The 24,701-nt window shown below is 69.7% G+C and carries 24 protein-coding genes and 3 pseudogenes; 12 read left to right on the plus strand and 15 right to left on the minus strand.

Going from position 1 to position 24,701, the window contains the following annotated elements:
* Nucleotides 1-50 precede the first annotated feature (50 nt).
* The gene (locus ACQEVY_RS10785) at nt 51-524 is read right to left on the minus strand and encodes an indole-3-glycerol phosphate synthase (protein WP_432947229.1); all 474 of its coding nucleotides are present in this window, start codon (nt 522-524) and stop codon (nt 51-53) included.
* A 178-nt stretch (nt 525-702) separates the two neighbouring features.
* Complete coding sequence (locus tag ACQEVY_RS10790) at nt 703-1,488, minus strand: pyrimidine reductase family protein (RefSeq protein WP_432947231.1); 786 nt, start codon at nt 1,486-1,488, stop codon at nt 703-705.
* A gap of 36 nt (nt 1,489-1,524) precedes the next feature.
* On the opposite strand from ACQEVY_RS10790, the gene zapE reads away from it, so the two are divergent.
* The 10 genes and pseudogenes from zapE (at nt 1,525) to ACQEVY_RS10840 (ending at nt 13,100) form a co-directional block, all read left to right on the plus strand.
* The gene (gene zapE, locus ACQEVY_RS10795) at nt 1,525-2,628 is read left to right on the plus strand and encodes a cell division protein ZapE (RefSeq protein ID WP_432947233.1); all 1,104 of its coding nucleotides are present in this window, start codon (nt 1,525-1,527) and stop codon (nt 2,626-2,628) included.
* Nucleotides 2,629-2,764: 136 nt separating this feature from the next.
* On the plus strand, nt 2,765-3,130 hold the full coding sequence (locus tag ACQEVY_RS10800; protein WP_432947235.1) for a hypothetical protein: 366 nt from the start codon (nt 2,765-2,767) through the stop codon (nt 3,128-3,130).
* 180 nt (nt 3,131-3,310) lie between these two features.
* The gene (locus tag ACQEVY_RS10805; protein WP_432947237.1) at nt 3,311-3,901 is read left to right on the plus strand and encodes a carbonic anhydrase; all 591 of its coding nucleotides are present in this window, start codon (nt 3,311-3,313) and stop codon (nt 3,899-3,901) included.
* Between the two features lie 7 nt (nt 3,902-3,908).
* The gene (locus tag ACQEVY_RS10810; protein ID WP_432947239.1) at nt 3,909-5,366 is read left to right on the plus strand and encodes a SulP family inorganic anion transporter; all 1,458 of its coding nucleotides are present in this window, start codon (nt 3,909-3,911) and stop codon (nt 5,364-5,366) included.
* A gap of 122 nt (nt 5,367-5,488) precedes the next feature.
* Nucleotides 5,489-6,442: a slipin family protein gene (locus tag ACQEVY_RS10815; protein WP_432947241.1), complete on the plus strand. Its 954-nt coding sequence runs from the start codon at nt 5,489-5,491 to the stop codon at nt 6,440-6,442.
* Nucleotides 6,443-6,532: 90 nt separating this feature from the next.
* A complete protein-coding gene (locus tag ACQEVY_RS10820; protein ID WP_432947243.1) occupies nt 6,533-7,912 on the plus strand; it encodes a PhoX family protein in 1,380 nt (459 codons plus the stop codon).
* A gap of 169 nt (nt 7,913-8,081) precedes the next feature.
* Entirely contained in the window at nt 8,082-8,954 is an 873-nt protein-coding gene (locus ACQEVY_RS10825) for an aldo/keto reductase (RefSeq protein ID WP_432947245.1), read from the plus strand.
* A gap of 663 nt (nt 8,955-9,617) precedes the next feature.
* A pseudogene (locus ACQEVY_RS10830) lies at nt 9,618-10,817 on the plus strand (IS110 family transposase).
* Nucleotides 10,818-11,197: 380 nt separating this feature from the next.
* Nucleotides 11,198-11,863, plus strand: coding sequence for an acyl-CoA dehydrogenase family protein (locus ACQEVY_RS10835; RefSeq protein ID WP_432947247.1), 666 nt, complete (start codon nt 11,198-11,200; stop codon nt 11,861-11,863).
* A 49-nt stretch (nt 11,864-11,912) separates the two neighbouring features.
* Nucleotides 11,913-13,100: a 3-keto-5-aminohexanoate cleavage protein gene (locus ACQEVY_RS10840; protein WP_432947249.1), complete on the plus strand. Its 1,188-nt coding sequence runs from the start codon at nt 11,913-11,915 to the stop codon at nt 13,098-13,100.
* On the opposite strand, the gene ACQEVY_RS10845 is transcribed toward ACQEVY_RS10840, so the two are convergent.
* From ACQEVY_RS10845 to ACQEVY_RS10865, 5 genes are all read right to left on the minus strand, one after another.
* Nucleotides 12,994-13,662, minus strand: a complete 669-nt coding sequence (locus ACQEVY_RS10845) for a response regulator (protein WP_432947251.1) — start codon at nt 13,660-13,662, stop codon at nt 12,994-12,996. The genes ACQEVY_RS10840 and ACQEVY_RS10845 overlap by 107 nt on opposite strands.
* Nucleotides 13,659-14,939 carry a sensor histidine kinase gene (locus ACQEVY_RS10850; protein WP_432947253.1) on the minus strand — a complete coding sequence of 427 codons (1,281 nt, stop codon included), beginning with the start codon at nt 14,937-14,939 and terminating at the stop codon, nt 13,659-13,661. Before ACQEVY_RS10850 ends, ACQEVY_RS10845 begins: the two co-directional genes overlap by 4 nt.
* Before the next feature lie 28 nt (nt 14,940-14,967).
* Nucleotides 14,968-15,810: an ABC transporter permease gene (locus ACQEVY_RS10855; protein WP_432947255.1), complete on the minus strand. Its 843-nt coding sequence runs from the start codon at nt 15,808-15,810 to the stop codon at nt 14,968-14,970.
* Nucleotides 15,807-16,745 carry an ATP-binding cassette domain-containing protein gene (locus ACQEVY_RS10860; protein ID WP_432947257.1) on the minus strand — a complete coding sequence of 313 codons (939 nt, stop codon included), beginning with the start codon at nt 16,743-16,745 and terminating at the stop codon, nt 15,807-15,809. The genes ACQEVY_RS10855 and ACQEVY_RS10860 overlap by 4 nt, the downstream gene beginning before the upstream one ends.
* A 494-nt stretch (nt 16,746-17,239) precedes the next feature.
* Nucleotides 17,240-17,581, minus strand: a complete 342-nt coding sequence (locus tag ACQEVY_RS10865; RefSeq protein ID WP_432947259.1) for a winged helix-turn-helix transcriptional regulator — start codon at nt 17,579-17,581, stop codon at nt 17,240-17,242.
* 251 nt (nt 17,582-17,832) lie between these two features.
* Here ACQEVY_RS10865 and ACQEVY_RS10870 point away from each other — a divergent pair, with 251 nt between their 5' ends.
* Nucleotides 17,833-18,564 (plus strand): SDR family NAD(P)-dependent oxidoreductase, encoded by a 732-nt coding sequence (locus tag ACQEVY_RS10870; protein WP_432947261.1) that lies wholly within the window; start codon nt 17,833-17,835, stop codon nt 18,562-18,564.
* Here the strand turns inward: ACQEVY_RS10870 and ACQEVY_RS10875 are convergent.
* The 5 genes and pseudogenes from ACQEVY_RS10875 to ACQEVY_RS10895 form a co-directional block, all read right to left on the minus strand.
* Nucleotides 18,561-19,438: pseudogene (locus ACQEVY_RS10875) on the minus strand (IS256 family transposase); the annotation flags it as partial. The gene ACQEVY_RS10870 and the pseudogene ACQEVY_RS10875 overlap by 4 nt on opposite strands.
* 121 nt (nt 19,439-19,559) lie before the next feature.
* Nucleotides 19,560-19,970 carry an NAD(P)H-binding protein gene (locus tag ACQEVY_RS10880; RefSeq protein ID WP_432947263.1) on the minus strand — a complete coding sequence of 137 codons (411 nt, stop codon included), beginning with the start codon at nt 19,968-19,970 and terminating at the stop codon, nt 19,560-19,562.
* A 2-nt stretch (nt 19,971-19,972) separates the two neighbouring features.
* The gene (locus ACQEVY_RS10885; protein ID WP_432947265.1) at nt 19,973-20,374 is read right to left on the minus strand and encodes a RidA family protein; all 402 of its coding nucleotides are present in this window, start codon (nt 20,372-20,374) and stop codon (nt 19,973-19,975) included.
* Nucleotides 20,375-20,420: 46 nt separating this feature from the next.
* Complete coding sequence (locus ACQEVY_RS10890) at nt 20,421-21,074, minus strand: NAD(P)H-binding protein (RefSeq protein WP_432947267.1); 654 nt, start codon at nt 21,072-21,074, stop codon at nt 20,421-20,423.
* Nucleotides 21,075-21,131: 57 nt separating this feature from the next.
* Nucleotides 21,132-21,563, minus strand: coding sequence for a VOC family protein (locus ACQEVY_RS10895; protein ID WP_432947269.1), 432 nt, complete (start codon nt 21,561-21,563; stop codon nt 21,132-21,134).
* Between the two features lie 131 nt (nt 21,564-21,694).
* Here ACQEVY_RS10895 and ACQEVY_RS10900 point away from each other — a divergent pair, with 131 nt between their 5' ends.
* Nucleotides 21,695-22,363, plus strand: coding sequence for a GntR family transcriptional regulator (locus ACQEVY_RS10900; RefSeq protein WP_432947271.1), 669 nt, complete (start codon nt 21,695-21,697; stop codon nt 22,361-22,363).
* Nucleotides 22,364-22,397: 34 nt separating this feature from the next.
* Here the strand turns inward: ACQEVY_RS10900 and ACQEVY_RS10905 are convergent.
* From ACQEVY_RS10905 to ACQEVY_RS10915, 3 genes and pseudogenes are all read right to left on the minus strand, one after another.
* A pseudogene (locus ACQEVY_RS10905) lies at nt 22,398-22,689 on the minus strand (NADP-dependent phosphogluconate dehydrogenase); the annotation flags it as partial.
* A gap of 368 nt (nt 22,690-23,057) precedes the next feature.
* Complete coding sequence (locus ACQEVY_RS10910; protein WP_432947273.1) at nt 23,058-23,735, minus strand: ABC transporter; 678 nt, start codon at nt 23,733-23,735, stop codon at nt 23,058-23,060.
* Nucleotides 23,732-24,643 carry an ATP-binding cassette domain-containing protein gene (locus ACQEVY_RS10915; protein WP_432947275.1) on the minus strand — a complete coding sequence of 304 codons (912 nt, stop codon included), beginning with the start codon at nt 24,641-24,643 and terminating at the stop codon, nt 23,732-23,734. Before ACQEVY_RS10915 ends, ACQEVY_RS10910 begins: the two co-directional genes overlap by 4 nt.
* Between the last annotated feature and the right edge of the window lie 58 nt (nt 24,644-24,701).

Genomic DNA, 24,701 nt, shown 5'->3' on the forward strand with positions numbered 1-24,701 from the left:
CGGGCCCGCAGTCAAAACACGAGCCCAGCCCCCACGGCGCTCCTGCCCAACTACACCTTGCTGTGCGAGAACAGCTTCAAAACCGGCACCCCCACCTTGTGCCGAGCCCGCGAGGCCCAGTCGCGGTGGAAGAACTCCTCCACGTAGTGGGGATCGGTGAGCACGATCACCTCATCGGCGCCGGCCTCGTCGACAAGGGACTTGAGTGAGTCCAAGGGGTGGTGCTCGATCAACCGCCCCACCGCCTGCGCCCCCGCAGCCCGCAGGGCAACCAGCGAGACATCGAGGGCCCGCTGCCCCTCACTGACCGCCTGCTCCCCGGCGGGAGCCTCCAGCTCGCGCGCCGCCTCGTCCAGCGAGCCGAGCGCCACGTCGTCGATGGCCCGCAACAGCCGCGCCGCCTGCTCGCCACGTGGCTGGAGCAGCACGTGGAAGGCGACCTCCTCGTCCCCGTGCAAGCCGGTGACGAACTCCACGTCGGCGGACGTGAGGGCCTTCTCGATCATCAAAACGCTTGTGAACACGACAGGCGCCCCTTCTCCAGTGAGGGCCGTCGTCGGCCCTGCTCCTCCGTGGACCCGTTTCCAGGCCCGCGAAAATCATCCTGCCCCGTACCCGCACGGATACCGCGGGAACAAGTGTGCCCGCGACGGTCAACCGGAACGATCAGCTCCGCCACGTCGCATCCCCCATCCAGCCACGTCACGTTCGACGGTAACGACTGAACAAGAACCCGGCCTCCTCCAGCAAAGACGTCAGCTCGAACCGCTTCGGCACCGCCACCCGCGGCCCGCCCGCGATCCGCTGCGCGTCTCCCGCCGTCAGCATCGGCGAAACGGTCAGACACAGCTCGTCGAGTACCCCCGCCGCCACCAGCTGACCGAGCAGCCGCGGCCCGCCCTCGGTCAGCAGCCGGTGCAGACCGCGCTCACCCAGGGCGCGTACGGCACGGGCGGGGTCCACCCCCATGCCGTCCCCGGCGATCACCACCTGCACACCGGCCTTCTCGGCGGCCGCGATCCGGTCGGGAGCCGCCGCGGCTCCCGTGAGCAGCAGCGTGGGCACCAGGGGCGAGGTGAACAGGGGCAGCGTGAAGTCCAGCTCGAGGCTGGCGCTCACCACCGCGATCGCGGGCGCCGGGCCTTGTCCGGCGGCCTCCCGGAGCGCGGCGAAGCCCTCGCGCGCGCGTGCGGGCCGGTACCCCTCCTGCCGTACGGTCTCCGCGCCGACCAGCACCACATCCGCGAGCCCCCGCAGCGTGCCGAAGATCCGCATGTCGGTGGCGCCGGAGATGGGCTGTGAGCGGCCGTCGTGCTGGGCGGCGCCGTCGAGCGTGGCGACCATGTTGGCCCGTAGCCAGGGCTCCCGGCCGCCCGGTCCGTGCTCGGGATACGCGTAGGCCGCGGCCAGCTCGGCCAGGCTCCACTCGCGGTCCGCGTCGCCCCCCGAGGGCGCTGTCTCATCGGTCACAGGGAACAGGCGTCGCATATCGGCAGTGTGGCACGGCCCGTACAGTAAATAAGCGTGTCCACTTCCACCGCAGCCTCCGGGACCGGCCCCACCGCCGAAGCGACCCCGCTGTCCCTGTGCGCCCGCGAGCCGCACGTCCCCGCGGACCGGCTGGTCGCCGAGATGGTGCCGCCGCCGCGTTTCGACTCGGTCCGCTTCAGTACGTACATCCCGGACCCGAACCAGCCCAGCCAGAGCGAGGCCGTCCGGGTCCTCGACGGCTTCGCGACCGGGCTCGGCGGAGCGCACGCCGGCAATACAGGCCGGCGCCGCTGGTTCTCGCGGAAGCCCGAGGCCCGGCCTGCCGGCCCCCGCGGTGTTTACCTGGACGGCGGCTACGGCGTCGGCAAGACCCACCTGCTCGCCTCCCTGTGGCACGCGACCCCGGCGGAGCCCGCGCTCAAGGCCTTCGGCACCTTCGTGGAGCTGACGAACCTGGTCGGCGCGCTCGGTTTCCAGCAGACCGTGAAGACGCTGTCCGGTCACCGTCTACTGTGCATCGACGAGTTCGAGCTGGACGACCCCGGCGACACCGTCCTCGTGTCCACGCTGCTGGGCAAGCTGGTCGAGGCGGGCGTGGCGCTCGCGGCCACCTCGAACACGCTGCCCGGCAAGCTCGGCGAGGGCCGGTTCGCGTCGGCCGACTTCCTGCGCGAGATCCAGGGCCTGTCCGCGCACTTCCGCGCACTGCGCATCGACGGCGAGGACTACCGCCACCGCGGGCTGCCCAAGGCCCCGGCGCCGTTCTCCGACGAGCAGGTCACCAAGGCGGCGTACGCCACTGAAGGCGCCGCGCTCGACGACTTCCCGCATCTGCTGGCGCACCTCGCCCGGGTGCACCCCAGCCGGTACGGCGCACTGACCGACGGCCTGAAGGCGGTGTGCCTCACGGATGTGGGGCCGGTCCCGGACCAGTCGACCGCGCTGCGGCTCGTGGTCCTCGCCGACCGGCTGTACGACCGCGAAGTGCCGGTCCTGGCCTCCGGGTTGCCCTTCGACCAGTTGTTCAGCGAGGAGATGCTGAAGGGCGGCTACAGGAAGAAGTACTTCCGGGCCATTTCGCGGCTGACCGCGCTGGCCCGCGACGCCAAGGGTCTCGTGGAGAACGTGGAGAACTGATCGCCGGGAACTCTCACGGGTACCTTTCAGGTTCTCTTCAGGGTGAAACGCTAAGTTAACCCTGCAAACAACTTCCCGCGTTAGCTTGGCTGTTGACGTGAGAAGTCTTGACAGGAGAGCGGCTGAGAGGAGGCGCATGTTACAAGGCACGACGGCCCGGACGCTGTATGGCGTACTCGCCGCCGTCCTACTGACCCTGCAGCTCTTTGCTCCCACCGCCTCCGTCGCGTCCGCACACCCGACGACCGAATCCGCGGCCGGCGCCGAACCGGCAGGCTGCGGCGAGGGCAAGCATCTCAACGCCGAGACAGCACCCCTGAGGGTCCGCGACCGGCAGCGCTCCGCGGACTCCGCCCAGGAGAATCCGGCGCGCGCCCTGTGCGCCCGGAACCCCGAGGCCGAGCACGGGGACCCGGCACACGCCGTGGCCGCCGCATCGCTCCGTACACCCAGATGGTCAAGAGCCCACTCCCCAGCGGTACTTCAGGTCTTCCGTTGCTGATCTGACCGCCGGAAACGGACCGTTCACGACCCACCCTCACCACGCCACGTCTGCCGAGCGCGCGACGTGGGGGTCGCCGACGTGCCCGTATGCGCTCTGACTTGTCAACCGACGTGCCGTCACGGCACGCCAGGTACACACCGACGCGCCCCCTCATGGCGCGCCAGGAGGAACTGACACATGCAGCCCCTCATCGATCACGCACGCTCCTTCCGCAAGCAGTCCGCCGAACGCCCGGAGGAGTTCGCCCGCCTCGCCGAAGGCCAGTCCCCGCAGGTGCTGTTCATCACCTGCTCCGACTCGCGGGTCGTCCCGGCCCTGATCACCGGAGCCCGGCCCGGTGAACTCTTCGAACTGCGCACCGCGGGCAACATCGTGCCCCCCTACGCCTCCGAGCAGCCCACCAGCGAGGCGGCCACCATCGAGTACGCGGTGGAAGTTCTCGGAGTCGACGACATTGTCGTCTGCGGCCACTCCCACTGCGGTGCCGTCGGTGCCCTGGTGCGCGACGAGGACCTGACCGCCGTACCCGCCGTACGCGACTGGCTCGCGCACGCAACACCCAAGCCCACAGGGACAGTTGAGGACCCGACCGTCACCGACGCCGTTCAGGGCCACATACTCACCCAGCTGCTGCGGCTCCGCTCGTACCCGTGCGTGGAGCGGCGTCTGACGGCCGGTCAACTACGGCTGCACGGCTGGTTCTACGAGATCCACACCGGCTCCGTACTGGCCCATGACGCCCAGTCCGACGTCTTCGCGGAGCTCTGAGGCCAGGATGCTCACCAAGTACCCCTATCTGCGGCAGGACTTCGCCGCCTCGCTCGTCGTCTTCCTCGTCGCCCTGCCGCTGTGCGTGGGTGTCGCCGTCGCCTCCGGAGTACCGGCCGAACTCGGCCTGGTCACCGGCATCGTGGGCGGGCTCGTCACCGGGTTCCTGCCCGGCAGCAGCCTTCAGGTCTCGGGTCCGGCCGCCGGTCTGACCGTGCTGGTCTTCGAGGCCGTACGCGATTTCGGGCTGCCCGCACTCGGTGTCATCGTGCTGGCCACCGGACTGATCCAACTCCTCATGGGCGCCCTGAAGTTGGGGCGTTACTTCCGGGCCATCTCGGTGGCCGTCGTCGAGGGCATGCTGGCCGGCATCGGGCTCGTTCTGATCGCCGGGCAGCTCTACTCGGCGGCGGGTGTGGAGGCCCCCGCCTCCGGTCTGGCCAAGCTGGCCGGGCTGCCGGGGCTGCTCGCCGACTCCGCCATGTCCACCGAGGCGCTGGCCTCGCTCGGTCTCGGGGCCGGCACGATCGCCGTCCTCGTGCTGTGGAAGCACCTGCCGCGACAGGTACGTACGGTGCCCGGGGCGCTCGGCGCGGTCGCGCTGGCCACGATCGTGGCGCTGGTGTTCTCGCTGCCCGTGGCGACCGTCGAGGTCCAGGGCCTGCTCGACTCGATCCAGCCGCCCGGCCTCGGCGCCTTCGGCGAGCTGGCCAGCGTGGGCCTGCTCGGCACGATCGTGGCCTTCGTACTGATCGCCTCCGCGGAGTCGCTGTTCAGCGCCGCCGCCGTGGACCGGCTGCACGACGGGCCGCGCACCGAGTACGACAAGGAGCTGATGGCGCAGGGCGCGGGCAACACCGTCTGCGGTGTGCTGGGCGCGCTGCCCATGACCGCGGTGATCGTGCGCAGCTCGGCGAACGTCGCGGCGGGCGCGAAGACCAAGGCCTCCCGGGTGCTGCACGGCGTATGGCTGCTGCTGTTCGCGGCGCTGCTGCCCGCGGTACTCGCCTACATTCCGCTGCCGGCGCTCGCGGGCATCCTGGTGCACGCGGGCTGGAAGCTCATCCCGCTGCGGGGGATCGCGTCGATGTGGCGTGAGCACCGGGGCGAGGCACTGATCCTGATCGTCACGGCCGTGTCGATCGTCGCGGTGAACATGTTCGAGGGAGTCCTGATCGGGCTCGGCCTGGCCGTCGCCAAGACGGCCTGGGAGGCCTCGCACATCAAGCTGGAGATCATCGACAAGGGAGCGGGTCCGGTCCAGGCGTACCTGTCCGGCAACGCCACCTTCCTGCGCCTGCCGAAGATCCTCGACAACCTCGAGGCGCTACCCCAGGACCGCCCGGTGGAGCTGGACCTCTCCGGCCTGCACCACCTGGACCACGCCTGCCGCACGGCCCTGGAGAACTGGGCCGAGCGCCACAGCGCGACGGGGACGGAGCCGGTGAAGGTCAACACGCCGTAGTCGGCCCTCCCGCGTGATCAAGATCCTGGTCCGAGGCTCGACCGAGCCTCGGACCAGGCATATCGTGAAAGGAGTGACTTAAGCGGCGACTCGGACGACTCAAACGACAGGGGGTCGTCACCATGCTTGAGGAGTTGCTGGCCGCAGGCATCGCGGCCGGAAGCGCGGGACTGGTCTACTTCGCGGCAGCGGCCCGCATCGTCAGGCAGTACGAGCGGGGCGTGGTCCTGCGGCTCGGGCGACTGCTCGGCGAGCCGCGCCCACCGGGATTCACCATGATCATCCCCGGCATCGACAAGCTGCAGAAGGTGAACATGCAGATCGTGACGATGCCCGTGCCGGCCCAGGAGGGCATCACACGGGACAACGTCACGGTGCGGGTCGACGCGGTCGTCTACTTCAAGGTGATCGACGCGGCCAACGCGGTCATCCGCGTCGAGGACTACCGCTTCGCCGTCTCACAGATGGCCCAGACCTCGCTGCGCTCGATCATCGGCAAGAGCGACCTCGACGACCTCCTGTCGAACCGCGAGAAGCTCAACCAGGGCCTGGAGCTGATGATCGACAGCCCCGCGGTCGGCTGGGGCGTGCAGGTCGACCGGGTCGAGATCAAGGACGTATCGCTGCCGGAGACGATGAAGCGGTCGATGGCCCGCCAGGCCGAGGCCGACCGCGAGCGCCGCGCCCGGATCATCAACGCCGACGCGGAACTCCAGGCCTCGAAGAAGCTGTCACAGGCCGCCGGAGTGATGGCCGAACAGCCCGCCGCGCTCCAACTCCGGCTGCTGCAAACGGTGGTGGCGGTCGCTGCCGAGAAGAACTCCACGCTGGTGCTGCCGTTCCCGGTGGAGTTGCTGCGGTTCCTGGAGCGGGCGCAGCAGGGCGCTCCGGCGCTTGGCGAAAGGGGGCCGGGTGAGCCTGCGACTCCCCCGCAGTCCGCGACCGCCCCGCCGTCTGCAACTCCCCCGCCGCCCGGGTCGTCTGGCGATCCGTCATCGCCCGAGTCGGCCGAGTCGCCCGAGCCATTCGGCTCCCCCGGGTCGCCCGAGTCGCACGCGCCGCGTGACGATCAGTGAGACGCCACGCTACGCGCGTGGTTCACGCCGCCCCCACCGCGTGATACACACATGCGGGTCATAGTCCTGTCCGCCAACAGGAAGGCCCCCATGTCCACCACACGACGCCAAGTACTCGCCCGCTCCGGTGCCCTGGGAGCGGGCATCGCGTTCTCCGGCGCCCTGTCCGAACTCTTCGCCGGTACTACGGCCACCGCGCTCGGCCACTCCGGATACGGCCCCCTCGTCCCCGACCCCAAAGGCCTGCTCGACCTGCCGAAGGGTTTCCGCTACCGCGTGCTGTCCCGCGAGGGCGACGATCTCCGCTCCGGCGAGGGCAAGGTGCCCAGCAACCATGACGGCATGGCCGCCTTCGCCGGGCGTTCCGGGGACAGGCACTCGGGCCGCGTCCACCTGGTCCGCAACCACGAAAACCGCAACAACGCAAAGCTCGCCGTCCCGACCGTCGAGGGGCTGACGTACGACCCTGAGGGCAAGGGCGGTTGTACGACGCTGACGCTCGACGCGCGCGGGAAGGTGCTCGAGGAGTGCGTCGCGATCGCCGGTACCGCCGTCAACTGCGCGGGCGGGCCCACCCCTTGGGGCACCTGGCTGACCTGCGAGGAGACCGAGGACAAGGCCGGCACGAACGGCTACACCAAGGACCACGGCTTCATCTTCGAGGTCGACCCGGCCGACCCGTACCGCACGGGCGCCGTGCCCCTCACCGCGATGGGCCGCTTCCAGCACGAGGCGATCGCCGTCGACCCGAAGCGCGGCATCGTCTACGAGACCGAGGACGCCTTCGAGAAGCCCTTCGGCCTCTTCTACCGCTTCCTGCCCAACAAGCCTGAGGGCGGCCGCGGTTCGCTCCGCGCGGGCGGCCGGCTCCAGGCGATGCGCGTGCCGGGCGTACCGGACCTGTCCAAGATCCAGGAGACGGGCGCCACGTTCGACGGCATCGAGTGGGCGGACGTACCGGACCCGCTCGCCGCCGAAACCCCCATCCGCCTCCAGGACTTCGGCCCCAAGGGCATCACCCACGCCCAGAAGCTGGAGGGCTGCTACTGGGGCGGCCGGAGCGTGTACTTCGTCTCGTCCTTCGCCCGCAGCGACGAGGGTTCCGCCGCCGATCACTACGGCCAGATCTGGCGTTACGACCCTGCCACCCGCCAACTCACCCTGGTGATCGTCTTCGGCCCCGATACCGACGTACAACTCCCCGGCGAGTCCCCCGACAACATCTGCCTCGCCCCCTCCGGCGGCCTGATGGTCTGCGAGGACGGCGAAGGCGCCCAGCACGTGTACGGCGTGACGCGGCGCGGCGAGGTCTACGCGATGGCCCGCAACCGCCAGAACATCGGCACGCCCGAGGACCCGGAGTGGGGCGAGTTCGCGGGCGTCACCTTCTCGCCGGACGGCAAGACGATGTACGTGAACTGCTACGCGCCGGGGACGACGTTCGCGGTGACGGGTCCCTGGCGTAGGTAGCCCCGCCCCGCCACGCGCTGCCGAGCGCGGGCAGTCGGCGGCTTGAACTCGTCGATTCATCACCCCTGCTGCTGAAAGCGATCGGCTTCTCGTGTTGGACGGCGAAAACGCCGGGGTGGAGGCTGGGCCGTACGGAATGAACCCCTCAGGAGCCCCAGGAGGAACCTCCATGCAGACACGCACCCTTGGCGAGGTCCAGGTCGGCGCCATCGGTCTGGGCGCCATGCCGATGTCCATCGAGGGGCGCCCCGACGAGCGGCGTTCCGTCGCGACGATCCACGCCGCGCTGGAGGCGGGCGTGACGTTGATCGACACGGCGGACGCCTATCACCGGGACGCGAACGAGGTCGGCCACAACGAGTCCTTGATCGCCCGGGCGGTCGCCGAGTACGGCGGCGACACGTCTGACGTACTGATCGCGACGAAGGGCGGCCACCTGCGTCCGGGCGACGGCTCGTGGACGCTGAACGGCTCGCCGGAGTACCTGAAGAAGGCCTGCGACGCGTCGCTGGAGCGGCTCGGCGTCGAGGCCATCGGCCTCTACCAGTTCCACCGGCCGGACCCGAGGGTCCCGTACGCGGAGTCGGTCGGGGCGATCCGCGATCTGCTGGACGCGGGCAAGATCCGCTTCGCGGGCATCTCGAACGCCGACCCCGACCAGATCCGGTTGGCCAACGAGATCCTCGGCGGCCGGCTGGTGAGCGTACAGAACCAGTTCTCGCCCGCTTTCCGCTCCAGCGAGCGGGAGTTGGAGCTGTGCGCGGAACTCGGCATCGCGTTCCTGCCGTGGAGCCCGCTGGGCGGCATTGCGCAGGCCGGCGAACTGGGCTCGCGGTTCGCCGCGTTCGCGGAGGTGGCGGGGGCGCACGGGGTGAGCCCGCAGCAGGTGTGCCTGGCGTGGATGCTCGCGAAGGCGCCGGTGGTGATCCCGATTCCGGGCTCCTCCCGGCCCGAGACGATCCGCGACTCGGTCACCGCGCCGGAGCTGACGCTGTCGGCCGAGGAGTTGTCCCGCCTGGACGCGGTTGCCTCCGGCGGTTGAGCGGTTGGGTTCGTTGTCGGCTGCGGGTGCGTTGTGGTTGCTCGCGCAGTTCCTCGCGCCCCTTGGGTTCGTGGTGGGTGCGGGGCCGCGTCGGGGGTGTCCGTCCTCGGACCGGCGCGCGTTGCTGTCGGCTGGTAGAGGGTGCCGGTGTTGGCGCGCCGGCCGCTGCGGGCGCACACCCCCGCCCCGTCCCCTTGCCGCCGTGGGCGGCCGCGGGGCCGTGGGGGTGCGGGCTCCCTCCGGGCGGCCTTTCCGGACCGCGGGCTTTGCTCGGGGCGCGGGTTCTTTCCGGGGCGCGGACTATTTCGGGTCGCGGGCTATTTCGGTTCGCTTGCTCGTCGGGGTGCGGGCAGTCGCAGGCTTTTAGGGGCGCGGGGAACTGCGCGACAAGCCACAACGCACCCGCAGCCGCGACACGACTGTCCCCCCATTACCTTCTTTGTGGCCCCGCAATGGGGCTCCCGGCCTCTGGAGCTGGCATGACTGGTCCCCCCTGTCGAACGCATGGCCCGGGGGGGTGTCACCAGCTCTGGAGGCATCGACAGACCACTGATTAGGGGCATGACCACCGGCTTCTCCGGAGGCAGGGAGGCTCTTCGTAATGTGGATGTGGCGATCGGTGCCGTGGGACGGCCGGGCGAGTACGACCGGAGACTGCACGTGATCGACACCAGTGACATCGGCGTCTTCCTCGGCCTGGACGTCGGCAAGGGCGAACACCACGCCACCGCCGTCACACCGGCCGGGAAGAAGTCCTTCGACAGGCGGCTGCCCAACAGCGAGCCCAAACTCCGCGAGGTCTTCGCGAAGTTGCAGGCCAAGCACGGCACCGTGCTCGTGGTCGTCGACCAGCCGGCCTCCATCGGGCGCCCTGCCCATCGCGGTGGCCCGGGACATGGGCTGCCGGGTCGCCTATCTGCCAGGTCTGACGATGCGGCGGATCGCCGACCTCTATCCCGGCGAGGCCAAGACCGGCGCCCGCGACGCCTTCGTCATCGCCGACGCCGCCCGGTCGATGCCGCACACACTCCGCTCCATCGAGCTGGACGACGAGACCGTCGCCGAGCTGGAGATGATCGTCGGCTTCGACGACGGCCTGGCCGGCGAGGCCACCCGCATCAGCAACCGGCTGCGCGGCCTGCTCACCCAGATCCACCCGCACCTCGAACGGGTCCTGGGCCCGCGCATCCAGCACCCGGCCGTGCTCCAACTGCTGGATCAGTTCGGCTCGCCGGCCCTGATCCGCAAGGCCGGACAGCGCCGGCTGATCAGCCTGATACGCCCGAAGGCCCCGCGGATGGCCGAGCGGCTGGTCGAGGACATCTTCACCGCGCTCGACGAACAGACCGTCGTCGTCCCCGGCACGGACGCCGCCGCCCTGATCGTCCCCAGCCTCGCCAGCTCGCTCCAAGCCGTCCTCGACCAGCGCAAACTCCTCGCCACGAGAATCGAGGAACTGCTGGAGGCCCACCCTCTTTCCAAGGTCCTGACGTCCATGCCAGGCATCGGCGTCAGGACCGGAGCCAGGATCCTCATCGACGTCGGCGACGGCAGCCGTTTCCCGTCCGCCGCCCACCTCGCCGCTTACGCCGGACTCGCTCCCGCGACCCGCAACTCGGGCTCGTCGATCCGCGGCGAACAACCCTCCCGCCGGGGAAACAAACAGCTCAAGCGGGCCTTCTTCCTGTCCGCGTTCGCGGCCTTGGCCGACCCGGTCTCGCGGGCCTACTACGACAAGAAGATCGCTCAGGGAAAGCACCACACCCAAGCCCTCCTCTGCCTCGCGAGACGACGAGCCGACGTGCTCTCGCGATGGTCCGCGACGGCACCTTCTACGAACCCCAGCCCGCCCCCACGGGTTGACGAAACCCATAGGGCCCCCAGGCCGTGGCCTCGCCGGTGGCACGGCTGGAGGGCCGGGGTCAACTGGATGTGGCGTCCGACATCGTGCGGACCCTCAGTGCCGCCTGCCCCTCGACCGGCTGGGTCGCCGCGTTCTACATCGGCGCGCCCTGGCGCCTGAACGTCTTCCCCGAACAGGCCCAGCGGGAGGTGTTCGCCGACAAGCCCTATGCCCTCGTGTGCGGGACCGCGGCACCGATACCGCAGGTGGCCAAAGTGGACGGTGGGTATCGCATCTCCGGCCGGACCGCCTGGAACTCCGGTTCCGTGCACGCGGATGGTTCACCATTGGCGGTGTCGTACCCGGCGAGGACGGTGCGCCCACAGCAGTGTGGTTCCTGGTGCCCCGCGCGGACGTCAAGGTGCTCGACACCTGGTACATCTCCGGGATGGCCGGCACCGGAAGCAACGACATCGTGGTCGAGGACGTCTTCGTCCCGGATCATCGCACTGGGCCGTTCTCACTCGCTCTGGCCGGTGCCGCGCCCGGGCAGCTGATCCATTCCAATCCGATGTATCACCTGCCGTTCGTACCGTTCGCCATGGCTGAGGTGACCCCGGTCGTCGTGGGCGCGATGCGGGGCCTCGCGGATGCCTTCGTGGAGCGCACGCGCCCCCGCCAGGGCACTCTCAGCCATGAGAAGGCCTCGGGCAGGCAGGCCGCGCAGATACGCCTCGGCCGCGCCTTGGCCGCGGCCGAGGCGGCCGAGACCCTCTGGGCGGCCCACCTCGACCGGCTCACGGCCCAAGGACCCGACCTGTCGGATCCGCGTGATCGCGCCGAGATGAAGCTGAAGGCGTCCTACATCACCGATCTGTGCCGCACCGCCGTCAACGACATCGTGCGCGGAATCGGCGCAGACGGGTACCGGACCGCGTCTCCTCTCCAGCGCTTCCACCGTGATCTCAGCGTCCTGTCCGTGCACGCGTTCCTCGACATCGACACCGCGTCGGAGACGATGGGCCGCTTCACCCTGGACCTGCCGGTCACCGATCGGCTGCTGTGACTTCCCCTTTCCCGCATATGGACGCCTCGACCAACGTAGGGAGATTGTTGTGACCACTACACCGATGGCGCTGTTCGACGCCGCGCGAGCAGAGATGGAGGGCTACGTCTTCACGGCGGAGTCGACGCTTCAGCCGACCTGGGATGTGCCAGAGAAGATCGCCATCAACGTCGCGGTCGCCGGACGTTCCGGAATCACGCCCGGCAGCGACCCTGATTACCCGATGGACATCCAGGAGTACGTCGATTCCGCCTCGCAGGTGATCGAGGCCGGGGCGTGCGGCGTGCACATCGATTTCACCTGGGTCACCGACTCCAGCGGCCGCCGCCTCGACCGGGACCTGCCGTCCACCGAGGCATACGGGCTGGTGCTGGAGCCGCTCCGGAAACGGTTCGGCGACGCGTTCGTCTCCAACCTCAACGTGCTCAACGGGAAGACCTTCGAAGAGTGCCTGGCTCCGGCCGTCGTCGGCCAGGCCGAGGTTGCCCCGTGCGCCGCCGGTCACCCCGAAGCCTTTGTGATTCCGGCGGTCAAGACCTTGCTCGAGCACGGCGTCAGCCCCGAGATCGTGATTCACAGCTCGGGTGAGGTCGAGTTCGCCAAGAGGCGGCTGTTCGACACCGGGATAGTCGGCGACGGCCCCACGAACTGGATCATCCTGTACGGCCTTCCGGTCGACGTGGGGCGCACGCTCGTCTCCGGGGCGTGGGCCAATGACACCCGTTCCATGGCCACCCACCTGTTCCTCATGGTCGACCAGATCCGTCAACTCGACCCGCGGGCAGCTATCACCGTCTGCGCCGCCGGCCGCGCCGGCCTCTACATCACGACGCTGGCGACGATGATGGGGCTCAACATTCGCGTAGGCCTCGAAGACGGCTGCTGGAGGTGTCCCAACAGCAACGAATTGACGGCAAGCAATCTGGAGCTGTTGACCCGCGCTCGCACGATCGCCGCAGAACTGGGACGTACCCCGGCCACGGCGAACGAGTACCGCAAACCCCACGACCAGGGCGTTCTGCACCCCGAGCAGCCCATCCGGCGGTGCAGAGTCGGTCAGCTCCCGGAGGGCAGACCTCCCCCGGGCACCGCAACGAGCCGCCCCACCGCAGCCCGGACGACTGGTCGACTCAGCCGGAATGGGGCCGAGCAAGCCCCAGATCGTAGGCGAAGATCACAGCCTGGATGCGGTCACGCGCGCCGATCTTGGCCAGGACCCGGCCGACGTGGGTCTTGACGGTGGACTCGGAAACCACGAAGCGGTCGGCGATCTCCCCATTGGTCCAGCCCTTGCCAATGGCGACGAGGATCTCTCGCTCGCGGTCGGTCAGCGAGGCAAACCGCGGATCATCGGCGGCATCGGCCGTGCGCTGCTGCAGTTGGTGGGCAAATTCGTCCAGCAGGCGGCGGGTGAGGACCGGGGCGATGACGGCATCGCCCTGGGCGACCGCGCGGATACCCGCGAGGAGTTCGTCGGGGCGGGCGTCCTTGAGGAGGAAGCCGCTCGCACCGGCGCGCAGGGCATCGTGGACGTACTCGTCCAAGTCGAAGGTGGTCAGGACGAGGACGCGGGAGCGACCGCCGGAGGCGATGATGCGGCGGGTGGCCTCGATGCCGTCCATGCCCGGCATGCGTACGTCCATGAGGACGACGTCGGGGCGTAGTTCGGCCGCCATGCGCACTGCCTCGGCTCCGTGGGCGGCTTCGCCGACCACGTCGGTTTCGGGGATGGATTCCAGCAACAGGCGGAAGCCGTAGCGCTGGAGCTGCTGGTCGTCCACGATGAGCACGGTGGTCATCTGGCGCCCCCTCCAGGAGTGAGGTCGAGCGCGGCCTCCACGCCCCATCCTCCGCCCGGCACTGGCCCCGCGCTGACTGTCCCGCCGTAGAGAGCCGCTCGCTCTCGCATGCCCACCAGACCGTGTCCTTCCTCGTTCCGCGGCCCGGACCGGCCGCCCTCGCCGCTGTCCTGAACTCGTATGGCCACCTGTGTGTCCTGCACGGCGACCGCAAGGTCGACCCGCGTGGCGGCACCAGCATGTTTGAGGGTGTTGGTGAGGGCTTCCTGCACGATGCGGTAGACCGTCAGCTGTACTCCGCTGTCCAGCACGTCCATGTCCCCACTGGTGCGGTAGACGACCTCCAGCCCGGCAGCACGTACGCCGGCGCACAGGGCGTCGATGTCCGCGACGCCGGGTTGGGGACTGAGTTCGGGCGCGTTCTTGAGGCCGTCGGTCTCCTCGCGCAGGACGCCCAGCACCCGCCGCAGCTCGCTCAGTGCCTGGCGGCCGGTGTCGCCGATCATCAGCAGGGTCTCCTTGCCTCGTTCAGGTGCGATGTCGGTGGCGTACGCGCCGGCGTCGGCGAGGGTGATCATGACGGCCAGGTTGTGGCCGACGATGTCGTGCATCTCCCGAGCCACCCTCGTGCGCTCGGTGGCGGTCGCCAGCCTGCTGCGCTGGTCGCGCTCGATCTCCAGGCGGGCCGCCCGCTCCCGCAGCCCGGCGAGCTGGGCCCGGCGGATCCGCACCATCAAGCCGAGCGCGACGGCGGCGGTCGTGGTGGCGAGGAGGAAGAACAGCGCGTCCGAGACAGGCATCGCCGCCGATATACGCACCGCGACCAGCACCATCGCGCCCGACGTGACCCCGCAGGCCCACGGCAGGTGCCGTAGCCGCCCGTGCAGAGCCAGGCTGTACAGGGCGATGAACAGGGCGACATCCGCGCGCAGCGCGACCTGGAGCGACCACTGGAGGACGAACACCGCCGTGACGGCGCCGAACGCCACCAGCGGCCTTCGACGCCGCCACAGCAGCGGCAGCACCAGCCCGGCCTGCAGGGCGAGGATCGCCGCCACGGACACCTCGGTGAACAGGACGCGGATCTCGCGTGGGGCGTCGCCTTCCACGGCACCGCCGTCCAGCACGTCCGGCAGGCAGAACATCAGGAAGACGAGCCCCACGACCGCGGCGTCAAGCGCCCACGGGTGCGCCCGGTCAGCCTGCCGCAGCCGCCGGCCGATGCGGCCCAGGCGGGCGAGCGGCAGGCCCGTCCCACTCAGGTCGTCGGCGGTCATGGAAGTCACCTGTCCATAGTGCGGGTCGTCAGACGTCCCGGCGCACGAGCCGGTACGCCGCTCCCGCCAGCGCGAGCGCCGTCCAGCCGATGAAGACGAGCAGCCCGGCCGTCGGCGACAGGGTGCCGGCTTCGTGGGTCAGGGCGAAGATCGACTCCCCCGCCGCGTCGGGCAGGTACTTGCCGATGTTGTCCTGCCAGGAGCTGGGCAGCAGCGAGAGCAGCAGCGAGACCATCATCAACGCGCCGACCAGGACCGAGATCCCGCCCGCGACCGACCGCAGCAAGGCGCCCAGGGCGGCGCCGAGCACTCCGACCAGGCCGAGGTAGAGACCCGCACCCAGCAGGCTGCGTACGACACCCGCGCCTGAGATGCCCATCGCCGCGGGCGTGCCGGACACGATCGCGCCGGTGAAGAGGAAGGCGACGAACACGCCGACCGTGCCCACCACCAGGGAGACCAGCCCGAACATCGCCGCCTTGGACCAGAGCACGGGCAGCCGGCGCGGCACCGCCGCCAGCGTCGAGCGGATCATGCCGGTCGAGTACTCACCGGCCGTGACCAGTACGCCGAGCACGCCGAGGGCGAGTTTGGCGAAGTTCACGCCGAACATGGCCAGACTCACGGCCGTCTCGTTCGCCAACTCCCCGCTTGGCGGCTTGCCGCCGCTGGACTGGGACTCGTACTGCACGGCGGCGATCACCCCGACCGCCACCAGGAACAGCAGGGCCAGACCCAGCGTGATCCACGTCGAACGCAGGGACCACAGCTTGGCCCACTCGGCATGCAGTACGCGCGATGCCGTCACCCGGTAGGCGGGGCGAACGGGGGCCTTCTCGGGGGTCTCCGGTATCGCGGTCAGCGTGCTCATGCCGCCCTCCCGGGGGTCTCGATGCCGGTCGTGGAACCGTGGTACTCCACGGCATCCCTGGTCAGGTCCATGAACGCCTCCTCCAGCGACACCGTCCGCGCGCTCAGTTCAAACAGTGCGATCCCGTGCTCCGCCGCCTTCAGCCCGATCTCGCGGGCCGTCAGGCCGGTCACGTGCAGTTCCTCGGAGCCGGCCCGCCCGGTGATCTCGATGCCCGGCCCAGCCAGGACCTCCCGCAACCGCGCCGGATCCTGTGCGGCCACCGTCACCGTGTTGCCGCCCGCTTCACGGACCAGGTCCTGCACGGTGGTGTCCGCCAGCAACTGACCACGTCCCACGATGATCAGGTGGTCCGCCACCAGCGCCATCTCACTCATCAGATGCGACGACACGAACACCGTCCGGCCCTCGGCCGCGAGCCCCGTCAGAAGGTTCCGGATCCACAACACGCCCTCGGGATCGAGCCCGTTGACGGGCTCATCCAGCATCACCGTCTGCGGATCACCCAACAGCGCTGCCGCGATGCCGAGCCGCTGGCCCATGCCGAGCGAGAAGGCTCCGGCCCGCTTCTTCGCCACGCTGGTCAGACCGGCGAGGTCGATGACCTCGTCCACCCGGTGGCGCGGAATCCCGTGCGTCAGCGCGAGCGCGTTCAGATGCTGGTACGCCGAACGGCCCGGGTGGATCGACTTCGCCTCCAGCAGCGCGCCCACCTCCTGCAGTGGCGCCCGATGCCGGGCGTAGTGGCGCCCATTGACCTTCACGGAGCCGCTCGTCGGCGCGTCCAGGCCGACGATCATGCGCATGGTCGTGGACTTCCCCGCGCCGTTGGGACCGAGAAAGCCGGTCACGGTGCCCGGCTGTACGACGAAGTCCAGCCGGTCGACGGCCGTCTTCTCCCCGTACCTCTTCGTCAGCTGATGTGCCTCGATCATTCGCGTTCCCTCTCCCGGCTTGCGACCACAGACGGTCCTGGTGGCCTCGCCGAGAACGCTAGGTGCGGGCCAACGCCGATCCGGTGGTACCGGGGACCGAACCCGGGCGAAGGGCGTCGTACCGCGGTACGACGCGCGCTTTCCATGGCGGTTACACGGGACGAAGTGGCGTCCCGGCTCGAGGAGGGCGCCTTCGGGCTCCAACGGGAAGCCCCCCGCCCTGCCTGACCCGCCGTCATCAGTGTCCGGCCGGGGGTGTCGCCCGGGCGGGCGGACGACCGCGAACGCGGCTGCTATGACCGCTATGGACATGGGACGGCACTACCCCGTTCAGAGCGGCCGCACTGAAGGAAGCGAAGATCTCAGACGCCGAAAGTACGCGACGTGGTCCCCAGTTCGTGATCTTGCACCCGATTGTGGTGAGGGGATGGTTGGCGGCCACCATCGCCACGGGGCGGTGAGGGGTTGTCAAATGCTGTGGACTGAGCGGGGCTTCAGGACGGTGTTTGCGTTGGGTGTGTGGCGTCGTAGCGGTGTCGGTTGTTGTTGATCTCGTGGCGGTGTGTGGTGGCCCATTCTCCGAGAGCGACGACGGAGTCCAGTAGTGTCGCGCCGAGTTCGGTGAGCGTGTAGTCCACGCGTGGGGGAACGCTGGGGTGGACGGTGCGGGTCAACAGGCCGTCGCGTTCGAGTTGCCGCAGTGTCAGGGTGAGCATGCGCTGGGAGATGCCGTTGACGGTGCGGTGCAGTTCGCCGAAGCGCAGGGTGCGGTCGCGGAGTTGCCCGATGATCAGGATGCTCCACTTGTTGCCGATCAACCCGAGGATCTGGAGCACCTGCCGGCACGCTTCTTCGTCCGGCTCGCGGACGACGTCTGCTGTCGGATGCTGCGCGCCGCGATGAGGCGAAGCCGGTGAGGTGTTGCTGTGAGGCGCCAACGGTTACCTCCGTGTGTGTCACTGACATAAATGTGCCGTCTTGCTGCGGCCCTGGCAGTAACAAATCATGGGGCCACTCACAAACAGTAAGTGGCCGGCGCCGGGCGAGGTGGCACCGGTCCGATCGCGGTGATCGGAGAGGATTCTTCGTGGTGAAGACGCTCGTTGTTGTCGGTGCCGGCCCGGGGTTGGGGATGGGGGTGGCTCGCGCGTTCGGCCTCCAGGGGTTCCAGGTCGGGTTGATCGCCCGTACCAAGGAGAAGCTGGACACCCTGGTCAGTGAGCTGGCCGAGCTGGGCATCACCGCTGCCGCGTTTGCCGCCGATATCCGCGATCGTGACGCGCTCACCACCGCCCTCGCTGCGATCAGGGACATGCTGGGCCCGATCGACGTGCTCGAATACAGTCCCAGCCCGACCGGGCCGATCACCCACGCCGCACAGACCACGGCCGACTCCGTCACCGCGCAGTTCGAGCTGCATGTGCTGGGCGCGGTGACGGCCGTGAGACAGGTATTGCCGGAGATGCTGGCCCGAGGCGACGGCACGCTGCTGCTGACCACCGGCGTCTCCTCGACGGTCCCCGCACCCTTTCTGGCCAACGTGGGAATGGCCATGGCAAGCCTGCGGAACTGGGCACACACCCTGCACGCCGAACTCAAGCCGCAGGGCATCTACGCGGGCACGGTCACGATCGCTTCCGGGGTCATCCCCGGCGGCGGCGAGGCCGACCCTGACGCCATCGGCGCCCGCTACTACAGCATGTACCAGCAGCGGAACCGCGTCGAAGAGGTCATCGGCGACCTGGACGCTTTCCGATCCCTCGTCGCCCAGACAAGTGGGCGCGGCAGTCCGGCCATACCGATCAGTCCCGCAAGCTAGGCCGCCTCCTCTCCGGGGCGTTCGACGAGACGACCGCGTTCGCAGCGGGCTCCAGCTCGGACGAGGCCGACGAGATGAGGTGCGTTCACAGCCCGTCGGCGGACCTGGGCGGACTCGACGAGTCTGACGACCATGGCGAGGGCGGCGGCCGCGCTGCCGGCGCCCTTGGTGACCTTGGTCCGCAGCCGGACGGTCGCGAACGTCGACTCGATCGGGTTGGTCGTGCGCAGGTGGATCCAGCGCTCGGCGGGGAAATCGTAGAACGCCAGCAGCTCCTCGATATCATCAGTGATCTTCTTTGCGGCCTTGGGCCACTTCGCGCCGTAGGCGTTCTCGAACGAGGTGACAGCCGTCAGCGCGTACTCGCGGTCCTCGGCGTTGTAGATGTCCTGAAGCGCCTTGCGGGCGCCGGGCTGGGCCGACTTCGGCAGGGCGTTGAGCACGTTGGCCGTTTGTGAACCCAGCACCTCTGATGCAGGGAGGCAGGGAAGACCTCGGCCAGGGCCTTCCAGAAACCGAGCGCGCCGTCGCCGACCGCGAGGACCGGTGCCCGCATCCCGCGCCGGGCGCAATCGCACAGCAGATCGGTCCAGGACTCGGCCGATTCGCGGTAGCCGTCGGTCATCGCAATCAGCTCCTTGGTGCCGTCCGCGCGCACGCGCATCAGGACCAGCACGCAGGACTTCGCTTCGGCCAGGCGGATGCGCAGATGGATGCCGTCGGCGCACACGTGGTCATAGTCGGTGGCCGACAGATCGCACCCGGAGAACGCCTGGTGGTCGGCCTGCCACTGCGTCGTCAACCTGGTGACGGTGGCCGGCGAGAGGCCGGCCGAACCGTCGAGCAACGCCAGCAGCCCAGCGGCGACATCCGCGCGCGGGATGGGGCGGTTCCGGTCCGGTCTGCGAGCTCGACCACCCCGGTGCCCGGCTCGTCGTTGAGAAGCCGGGGCGGACGATCGTGGCCTTGAGTGCCGTCCGGACGCGGATGCGTCCTCAGCGGCGGCCTTGGCCCTCAGATAGATGCCGAACTCCTCGTCGAAGTCCGAGGGCTCCGCCCGCAGGTGGTCGCCATGCCGGACACGAGCAGGTACCGACCCACGCCCGCCGCCTCGGCGGCATCCGCGAGCAGCACCGCGGCGTCGCGGTCGACGGTCTCGCAGACTCGCTGCCCGCCCCGGCTCCCGCGGCAAACACGACAGCGTCGGCACCGGCCAGGTACCCGGTGATGTCCTCCAGGGAGGTCTTCTCCAGATCGACGACCAGGGCCTCGGCCCCGGCCTCTGCGAGGTCGGCGGCGTGGGCAGGGTTGCGGACGAGAGCAGCTACACAGTGGCCGCGCTCCGTCAGGAGCTTCTCCAGGATGAGGGCGATTTCGCCGTGCCCTCCTGCGATGACGACACGCATGATCAGGCCGGCAGGCGGGTGTCCAGGATGAAGTTGACCTCGATGAGCTGGCCGGGGAAGAACAGCGACGCGACGCCGATGGTGGAACTGGTGGGTCGGTGGTCGCCGAAGTAGGCCAGGTTCGCGGCGGCCATCGCCATGTTGTACTTCGGCAGGTCCACGATGAACTGGGTCTCAGAGACGACCTGGTTGCGGGTGGCGCCGTAGTGCGCGAGCACCTTCTCGAAGTTCGCGTAGGACTTCCGGAGCTGGGCGTCGAAGTCGCCCGGGTGGAGGAAGTTGCCCTCGTCGTCGTGCGAGAGCTGCCCGGAGACGTAGATGGTGTCGCCGACCTTGATGGCCTGGGCGAAGCCGAACTCCTTCTCACCGGAGACGTTGTGGCTGTAGGAATCGATGGTGCTCATGGTGTTACGCCTTGCTGCTGGTGCCGTTACTGGATGGGGTGGGTGGTCAGGCGGCCGCGAGGCGGGCGACCGCGTCGGCGATGGGGGTGTCGCCCGAGGTGAGCTCGACGATCACGCGGCTCAGGCGCGGCTCGTGCAGGGCGGCGTCGATGAACGCGGCGACGTCGTCGCGGTGCACATCGCCGTACGGGACGGCCGGGCCAGCCGTGACGCGGCCGGTGCCGGGGGTGTCCAGGAGGGTGCCGGGGCGGACAATCAGCCAGTCGAGATCCGTCCGGGTCAGGTACACGTCGGCACTCTTCTTGACCTTGGCGTAGTGCTCGAAGCCCTCCCCGGCCTCGCCGCCGCGCAGCGCGTCGGGGAACACCGAGACGAGCACGAACCGCGGCACCCCGGCGAGCGCAGCCGCGTCTGCGGCCTTTTGCAGGCCCTTGCCATCGATGAGCGTCGTCTTGTCCATGCCGGTGCCGTGCGCGCAGGCCGAGAAGACCACGGCGTCATGGCCGCGCATCTTCCGGGCCAGGTCGTCGACCGAGTCGGCGATGAGATCACCGATCACGGGAATCCCGCCGGCCTCCCGCACGGTCTCGCCCTGAGCGGGCCCCCGGTGCATACCGGTCACCGCATCGCCGCGGGTGGTGAGGAGTTGAGTGAGGCGGCGGCCGACTCCTCCGGCGGCGCCGACCTGGAACACCTTCATGAGCTCGTCCCGACTTTCGTGTGATTCGTGTGAGGGGAAGGCGGAGGGTCCGCCGGGTCAGGTGGCAAACACCTGGGAGTCGTCGGCGAACGCCTTGAACTCCAGCGCGTTGCCGGCCGGGTCGAGGAGGAACATCGTCCACTGCTCGCCCTGTTGGCCTTCGAAGCGCACGTAGGGCTCGATGACGAATGCGGTGCCCGCAGCGCGCAGCCGCTCAGCGAGCCGGTGGAACTCCGGGACCGTCAGGATCAGCCCGAAGTGCGGCACCGGGACGTCGTGACCATCGACCGGGTTGTGCACGCGCTGCGCGCGCTCCGGCGCGAGGTGTGTGACGAACTGGTGGCCGTGCAGATTCCAGTCCACCCAGGTCTCCGCGCTCCGGCCCTGCTCCAGGCCCAGCACCTCGCCGTAGAAGCGGCGTGCGGCGTCCAGGTCGTCGACCGGCATGGCCAGGTGGAACCGCGGGATCGCAGAGTCGAGAACGGTCACGACAGTGCCTTCCTGATAGTGGGAACGGAGAGGCCAGGCAGACCCATCCACCTACATTGCCCTAATGTTGACATTGCGACAACATCTGAATGTTAACATTCGGGCATTGCTTGAGGAGGTGCAATCCGGACATGAGTGATCAGGGCAAGGTGGCCCCGGCGCGGCGTCGGGGGCTGGCCGACGAGGTCGCCGACCGCATCCGCGAGGCCATCTTCAACGGGGCCTACGCTCCCGGTGCGCAGCTGCGTGAGGTGGAGCTGTCCGGCGAGATGGACGTCAGCCGCGGTCCGGTGCGCGAAGCGCTGCGTCTCCTGGAGCGCGAGGGCCTAGTGCACTGCGCCTGGCACCGAGGGACGACGGTGACGACCCTGTCCGCCGAGGACGTGGCAGAACTCGACAGCCTGCGCGGCGCCCTGGAAGACCTCGCCGTCCGCCAGGTGATCGTTCATGCTTCGGACGAGGACCTCGCCTCCATCGCCAAGACGGCCGACCTGATGGAGCGCGCTGTGGATGCGCACGAGATGGTGCGCTGCGATATCGCCTTCCACGACGCGGTCTTCGCCGCCGCCGGCCATCGGCGCCTCGCCGACGCGTGGGACGGCATACGGTGCCAGGTCCACCTGTTCCTGCTGACCCGGATCGGCCTCACCACCGAGGGCTACCTCGACTGCATCCCGCGCGAGCACCGTGAGCTCGTCGCCGCGCTGCGCCACCGCGACACCGAGGCCGCCCTCGAACTGTTCGCCGCGCACCGCCGCCACGCCGTCGACGTGGTGGCCGGCACCACCGCCCCGAGCTGACCACTGCGCCGCCGCCCCTCGAGACGTCCAGCTTCGTGGTTTCCCGGCGGTCCGGGGCGGCCCAGTGGGTGTGGAAGGTGCCGGGGCGGTCGGTGCGGGCGTAGGTGTGGGCGCCGAAGTAGCAACGCCGGCCTTGGAGCAGAGCGGCCCGGAGACGGCTGGCGCGCAGGGTTGTCGTAGTGGGCGAGGGCGGCGCAGCAGGCCGGGACCGGTATGCCACGGCGGCGAGCGCCGGCGACGATCACGCGCCAGACCACCTTGGCGTCGGTGATCTCCTCGGCGAGCGTCTTCTCGGACAACAGGCCGGCCAGGTGCGGGTCCTTTGCCTCACCGCCGGAGACGCCGACGCCACGGCGAAGTGGGCGTTGCCGCCGCCAATGGTCATGTCACCGTGCTCCAGCAGCGGGCCGAACTCGTCGATGACGGCGGGTGTGTAGCCGTGGCGGGCGAAGTTGCGCGCCAGGTGGGGGCCCTCACGCCCAGTCCGGTGATGTCGATGGGTGCGGATGCGTTCACCGGTGGTACCCCCCCACCCCGGTAGGCACCCCACCCACCCCGTGAACCCACCTACCCGCCATAGGCGCCTATCCCGCCGGAGGCAGGGGGTCTGGGGCGCAGCCCCAGTTTCGGGAAGGGGCGGGATTGGGGAACTGACCAGCCACGACGGCCCCGCAGTCGCGACACGAAGTGTCACTCAGCCGCGGCGGGTGGTGAGTGCGCAAGCCACCGCAACGGCCGCCGCCGCCATCGCCCCGGCACCGATCAGCGGCAGCAACGGCGCCGGCACCGCCCCCACCTGCGACCCCGCCACCAGGTCACTGATCGCCGCCCGGGCCGGTGACCCCGTCACCACCAGCGCCAGCACCGCCCCGAGCAACATCGCCGGAACCGCCCGGCCGGGCGACCGCAGCAGCGGCCACGTCGTGAGCGCCCCCACGGCCGTGCCCAGCAGGGCACACACCAGCGCGGCGACGAGCCCGGCCCCACCCGCCGGGAGGACGGGCAGACGCGTCTGGTGATTCGTGCTCGTCGGAGAGCTGAGCACCGTCACGACGACCGTCGCCACCACCCCGACCAGCGCCGCCGCCCCGAACGCCGTGAGCAGGCAGGCCAGATGCGCCCGCGCGGACCCGGCCGCCGCGCCCACACAACTCCGGGCCGCGGGCGGTTCGTTGGTGGCGCAGATCCGTACGAACCAGGCGGCGACCGGGAGTACGGCGGCGGCCGCGTAACCGAGCGAGTCCAGTATCGGCTGGCCCGTCTGGACCCCGATGGCCAGGAACGCGGCGTACATGATGACCGGCGGCAGCCAGCGCTGTGAGCGCACCAGGAGGGCCACCTGGTAGCGGAGGAGGGGGCGGAGGGCGGTCATGAGCGGACCTCGACGTCGGTATCGCTGTCGGCAGGGCGGGGCGTCAGTACGCCGTTCACAGCGGACTCCTCCCTCAGGCTGATCACATGCCACGGCGAGCGGGCCGTCAGCAGGATCCTCAGAACGGTGTCCGAATGGGAGTCGGGGACGGTGAGGCGGAGCCTTCCGGGCCCCGACTCCTCGACGGACACCGTCAGCCGTGCCGCCTCGGCGGGCGGCTCGGCACCCGACGGCCCCTCGACCTCGACGATCACGTACGACTCCTGCGGCGCCGAACTCCCCGTAACCGCACGCAAGTTGCCGTCGACCACCGCATACGTCGCGTCCGGCGCCCCCGCCAGCCGGCGCGGGTCGTGGTCGACGAACACCACGGTGCCGCCGGCGGCAGTGCGTTGCAGCACCGCCTCCTCCAGCACCGCGCGGGCGGCCGTGTCGAGACCGGACCAGGCCTCGTCGAGGACGAGGAGTTCCGGTTCGGCGAGCAGGGCCTGGGCGACCGCGACCTTCTGGCTGGTGCCTTTGGAGAGTTCCGACATCGCCGTACGGGCGTACTCGTCGGCGCCCAGGCGCTCGAGCCATTCGACCGCGGCGCCGGCGGCCTCTGCACGGGAGAGGCCGTGGATGCTGCCGAGGTGGATCAGATAGCCGGCCGCGGTGAAGGGCAGGGCAGCAGGGAAGCGCTCGGGGACGTACGCCGTCCGAGGACGGCCGGTGATGCGGCCCTCGGTGGGGGCGTCGATCCCGGCCAGCAGCCGCAGCAGGGTCGACTTGCCAGTGCCGTTGGCACCCTCGACGCGCGTCAGGGTGCCCGGGGCCAGCGTGAGGTCGACTCCTCGCAGGACCCATGGGGCGGCGCGGCCGAGGCCATAGCGGCGACCGACCCCTTCAAGCAGCAACTCGCGGTTCATGCGGGCCATCTTCGCCCATGCGTTCGGCCGCGTGCAGAGGAACCGATCTTGCGCCTGG

This window comes from Streptomyces sp. CA-288835 (genome assembly GCF_050936385.1).
GTDB lineage: Bacteria > Actinomycetota > Actinomycetes > Streptomycetales > Streptomycetaceae > Streptomyces.

Bases quoted from the DNA above. Each gene is read 5' to 3' on its own strand.
- ACQEVY_RS10810 (WP_432947239.1), top strand. From the start codon at position 3,909: ATGCTCACCAAGTACCCCTATCTGCGGCAGGACTTCGCCGCCTCGCTC.
- ACQEVY_RS10820 (WP_432947243.1), top strand. From the start codon at position 6,533: ATGTCCACCACACGACGCCAAGTACTCGCCCGCTCCGGTGCCCTGGGA.
- ACQEVY_RS10800 (WP_432947235.1), top strand. From the start codon at position 2,765: ATGTTACAAGGCACGACGGCCCGGACGCTGTATGGCGTACTCGCCGCC.
- ACQEVY_RS10890 (WP_432947267.1), bottom strand. From the start codon at position 21,074: ATGAAGGTGTTCCAGGTCGGCGCCGCCGGAGGAGTCGGCCGCCGCCTC.
- ACQEVY_RS10805 (WP_432947237.1), top strand. From the start codon at position 3,311: ATGCAGCCCCTCATCGATCACGCACGCTCCTTCCGCAAGCAGTCCGCC.
- ACQEVY_RS10845 (WP_432947251.1), bottom strand. From the start codon at position 13,662: ATGACCACCGTGCTCATCGTGGACGACCAGCAGCTCCAGCGCTACGGC.
- ACQEVY_RS10910 (WP_432947273.1), bottom strand. From the start codon at position 23,735: ATGACCGCCCTCCGCCCCCTCCTCCGCTACCAGGTGGCCCTCCTGGTG.
- ACQEVY_RS10860 (WP_432947257.1), bottom strand. From the start codon at position 16,745: ATGATCGAGGCACATCAGCTGACGAAGAGGTACGGGGAGAAGACGGCC.
- ACQEVY_RS10815 (WP_432947241.1), top strand. From the start codon at position 5,489: ATGCTTGAGGAGTTGCTGGCCGCAGGCATCGCGGCCGGAAGCGCGGGA.
- ACQEVY_RS10880 (WP_432947263.1), bottom strand. From the start codon at position 19,970: ATGCGTGTCGTCATCGCAGGAGGGCACGGCGAAATCGCCCTCATCCTG.
- ACQEVY_RS10850 (WP_432947253.1), bottom strand. From the start codon at position 14,939: ATGACCGCCGACGACCTGAGTGGGACGGGCCTGCCGCTCGCCCGCCTG.
- ACQEVY_RS10915 (WP_432947275.1), bottom strand. From the start codon at position 24,643: ATGAACCGCGAGTTGCTGCTTGAAGGGGTCGGTCGCCGCTATGGCCTC.
- ACQEVY_RS10855 (WP_432947255.1), bottom strand. From the start codon at position 15,810: ATGAGCACGCTGACCGCGATACCGGAGACCCCCGAGAAGGCCCCCGTT.
- ACQEVY_RS10885 (WP_432947265.1), bottom strand. From the start codon at position 20,374: ATGAGCACCATCGATTCCTACAGCCACAACGTCTCCGGTGAGAAGGAG.
- ACQEVY_RS10790 (WP_432947231.1), bottom strand. From the start codon at position 1,488: ATGCGACGCCTGTTCCCTGTGACCGATGAGACAGCGCCCTCGGGGGGC.
- ACQEVY_RS10900 (WP_432947271.1), top strand. From the start codon at position 21,695: ATGAGTGATCAGGGCAAGGTGGCCCCGGCGCGGCGTCGGGGGCTGGCC.
- ACQEVY_RS10825 (WP_432947245.1), top strand. From the start codon at position 8,082: ATGCAGACACGCACCCTTGGCGAGGTCCAGGTCGGCGCCATCGGTCTG.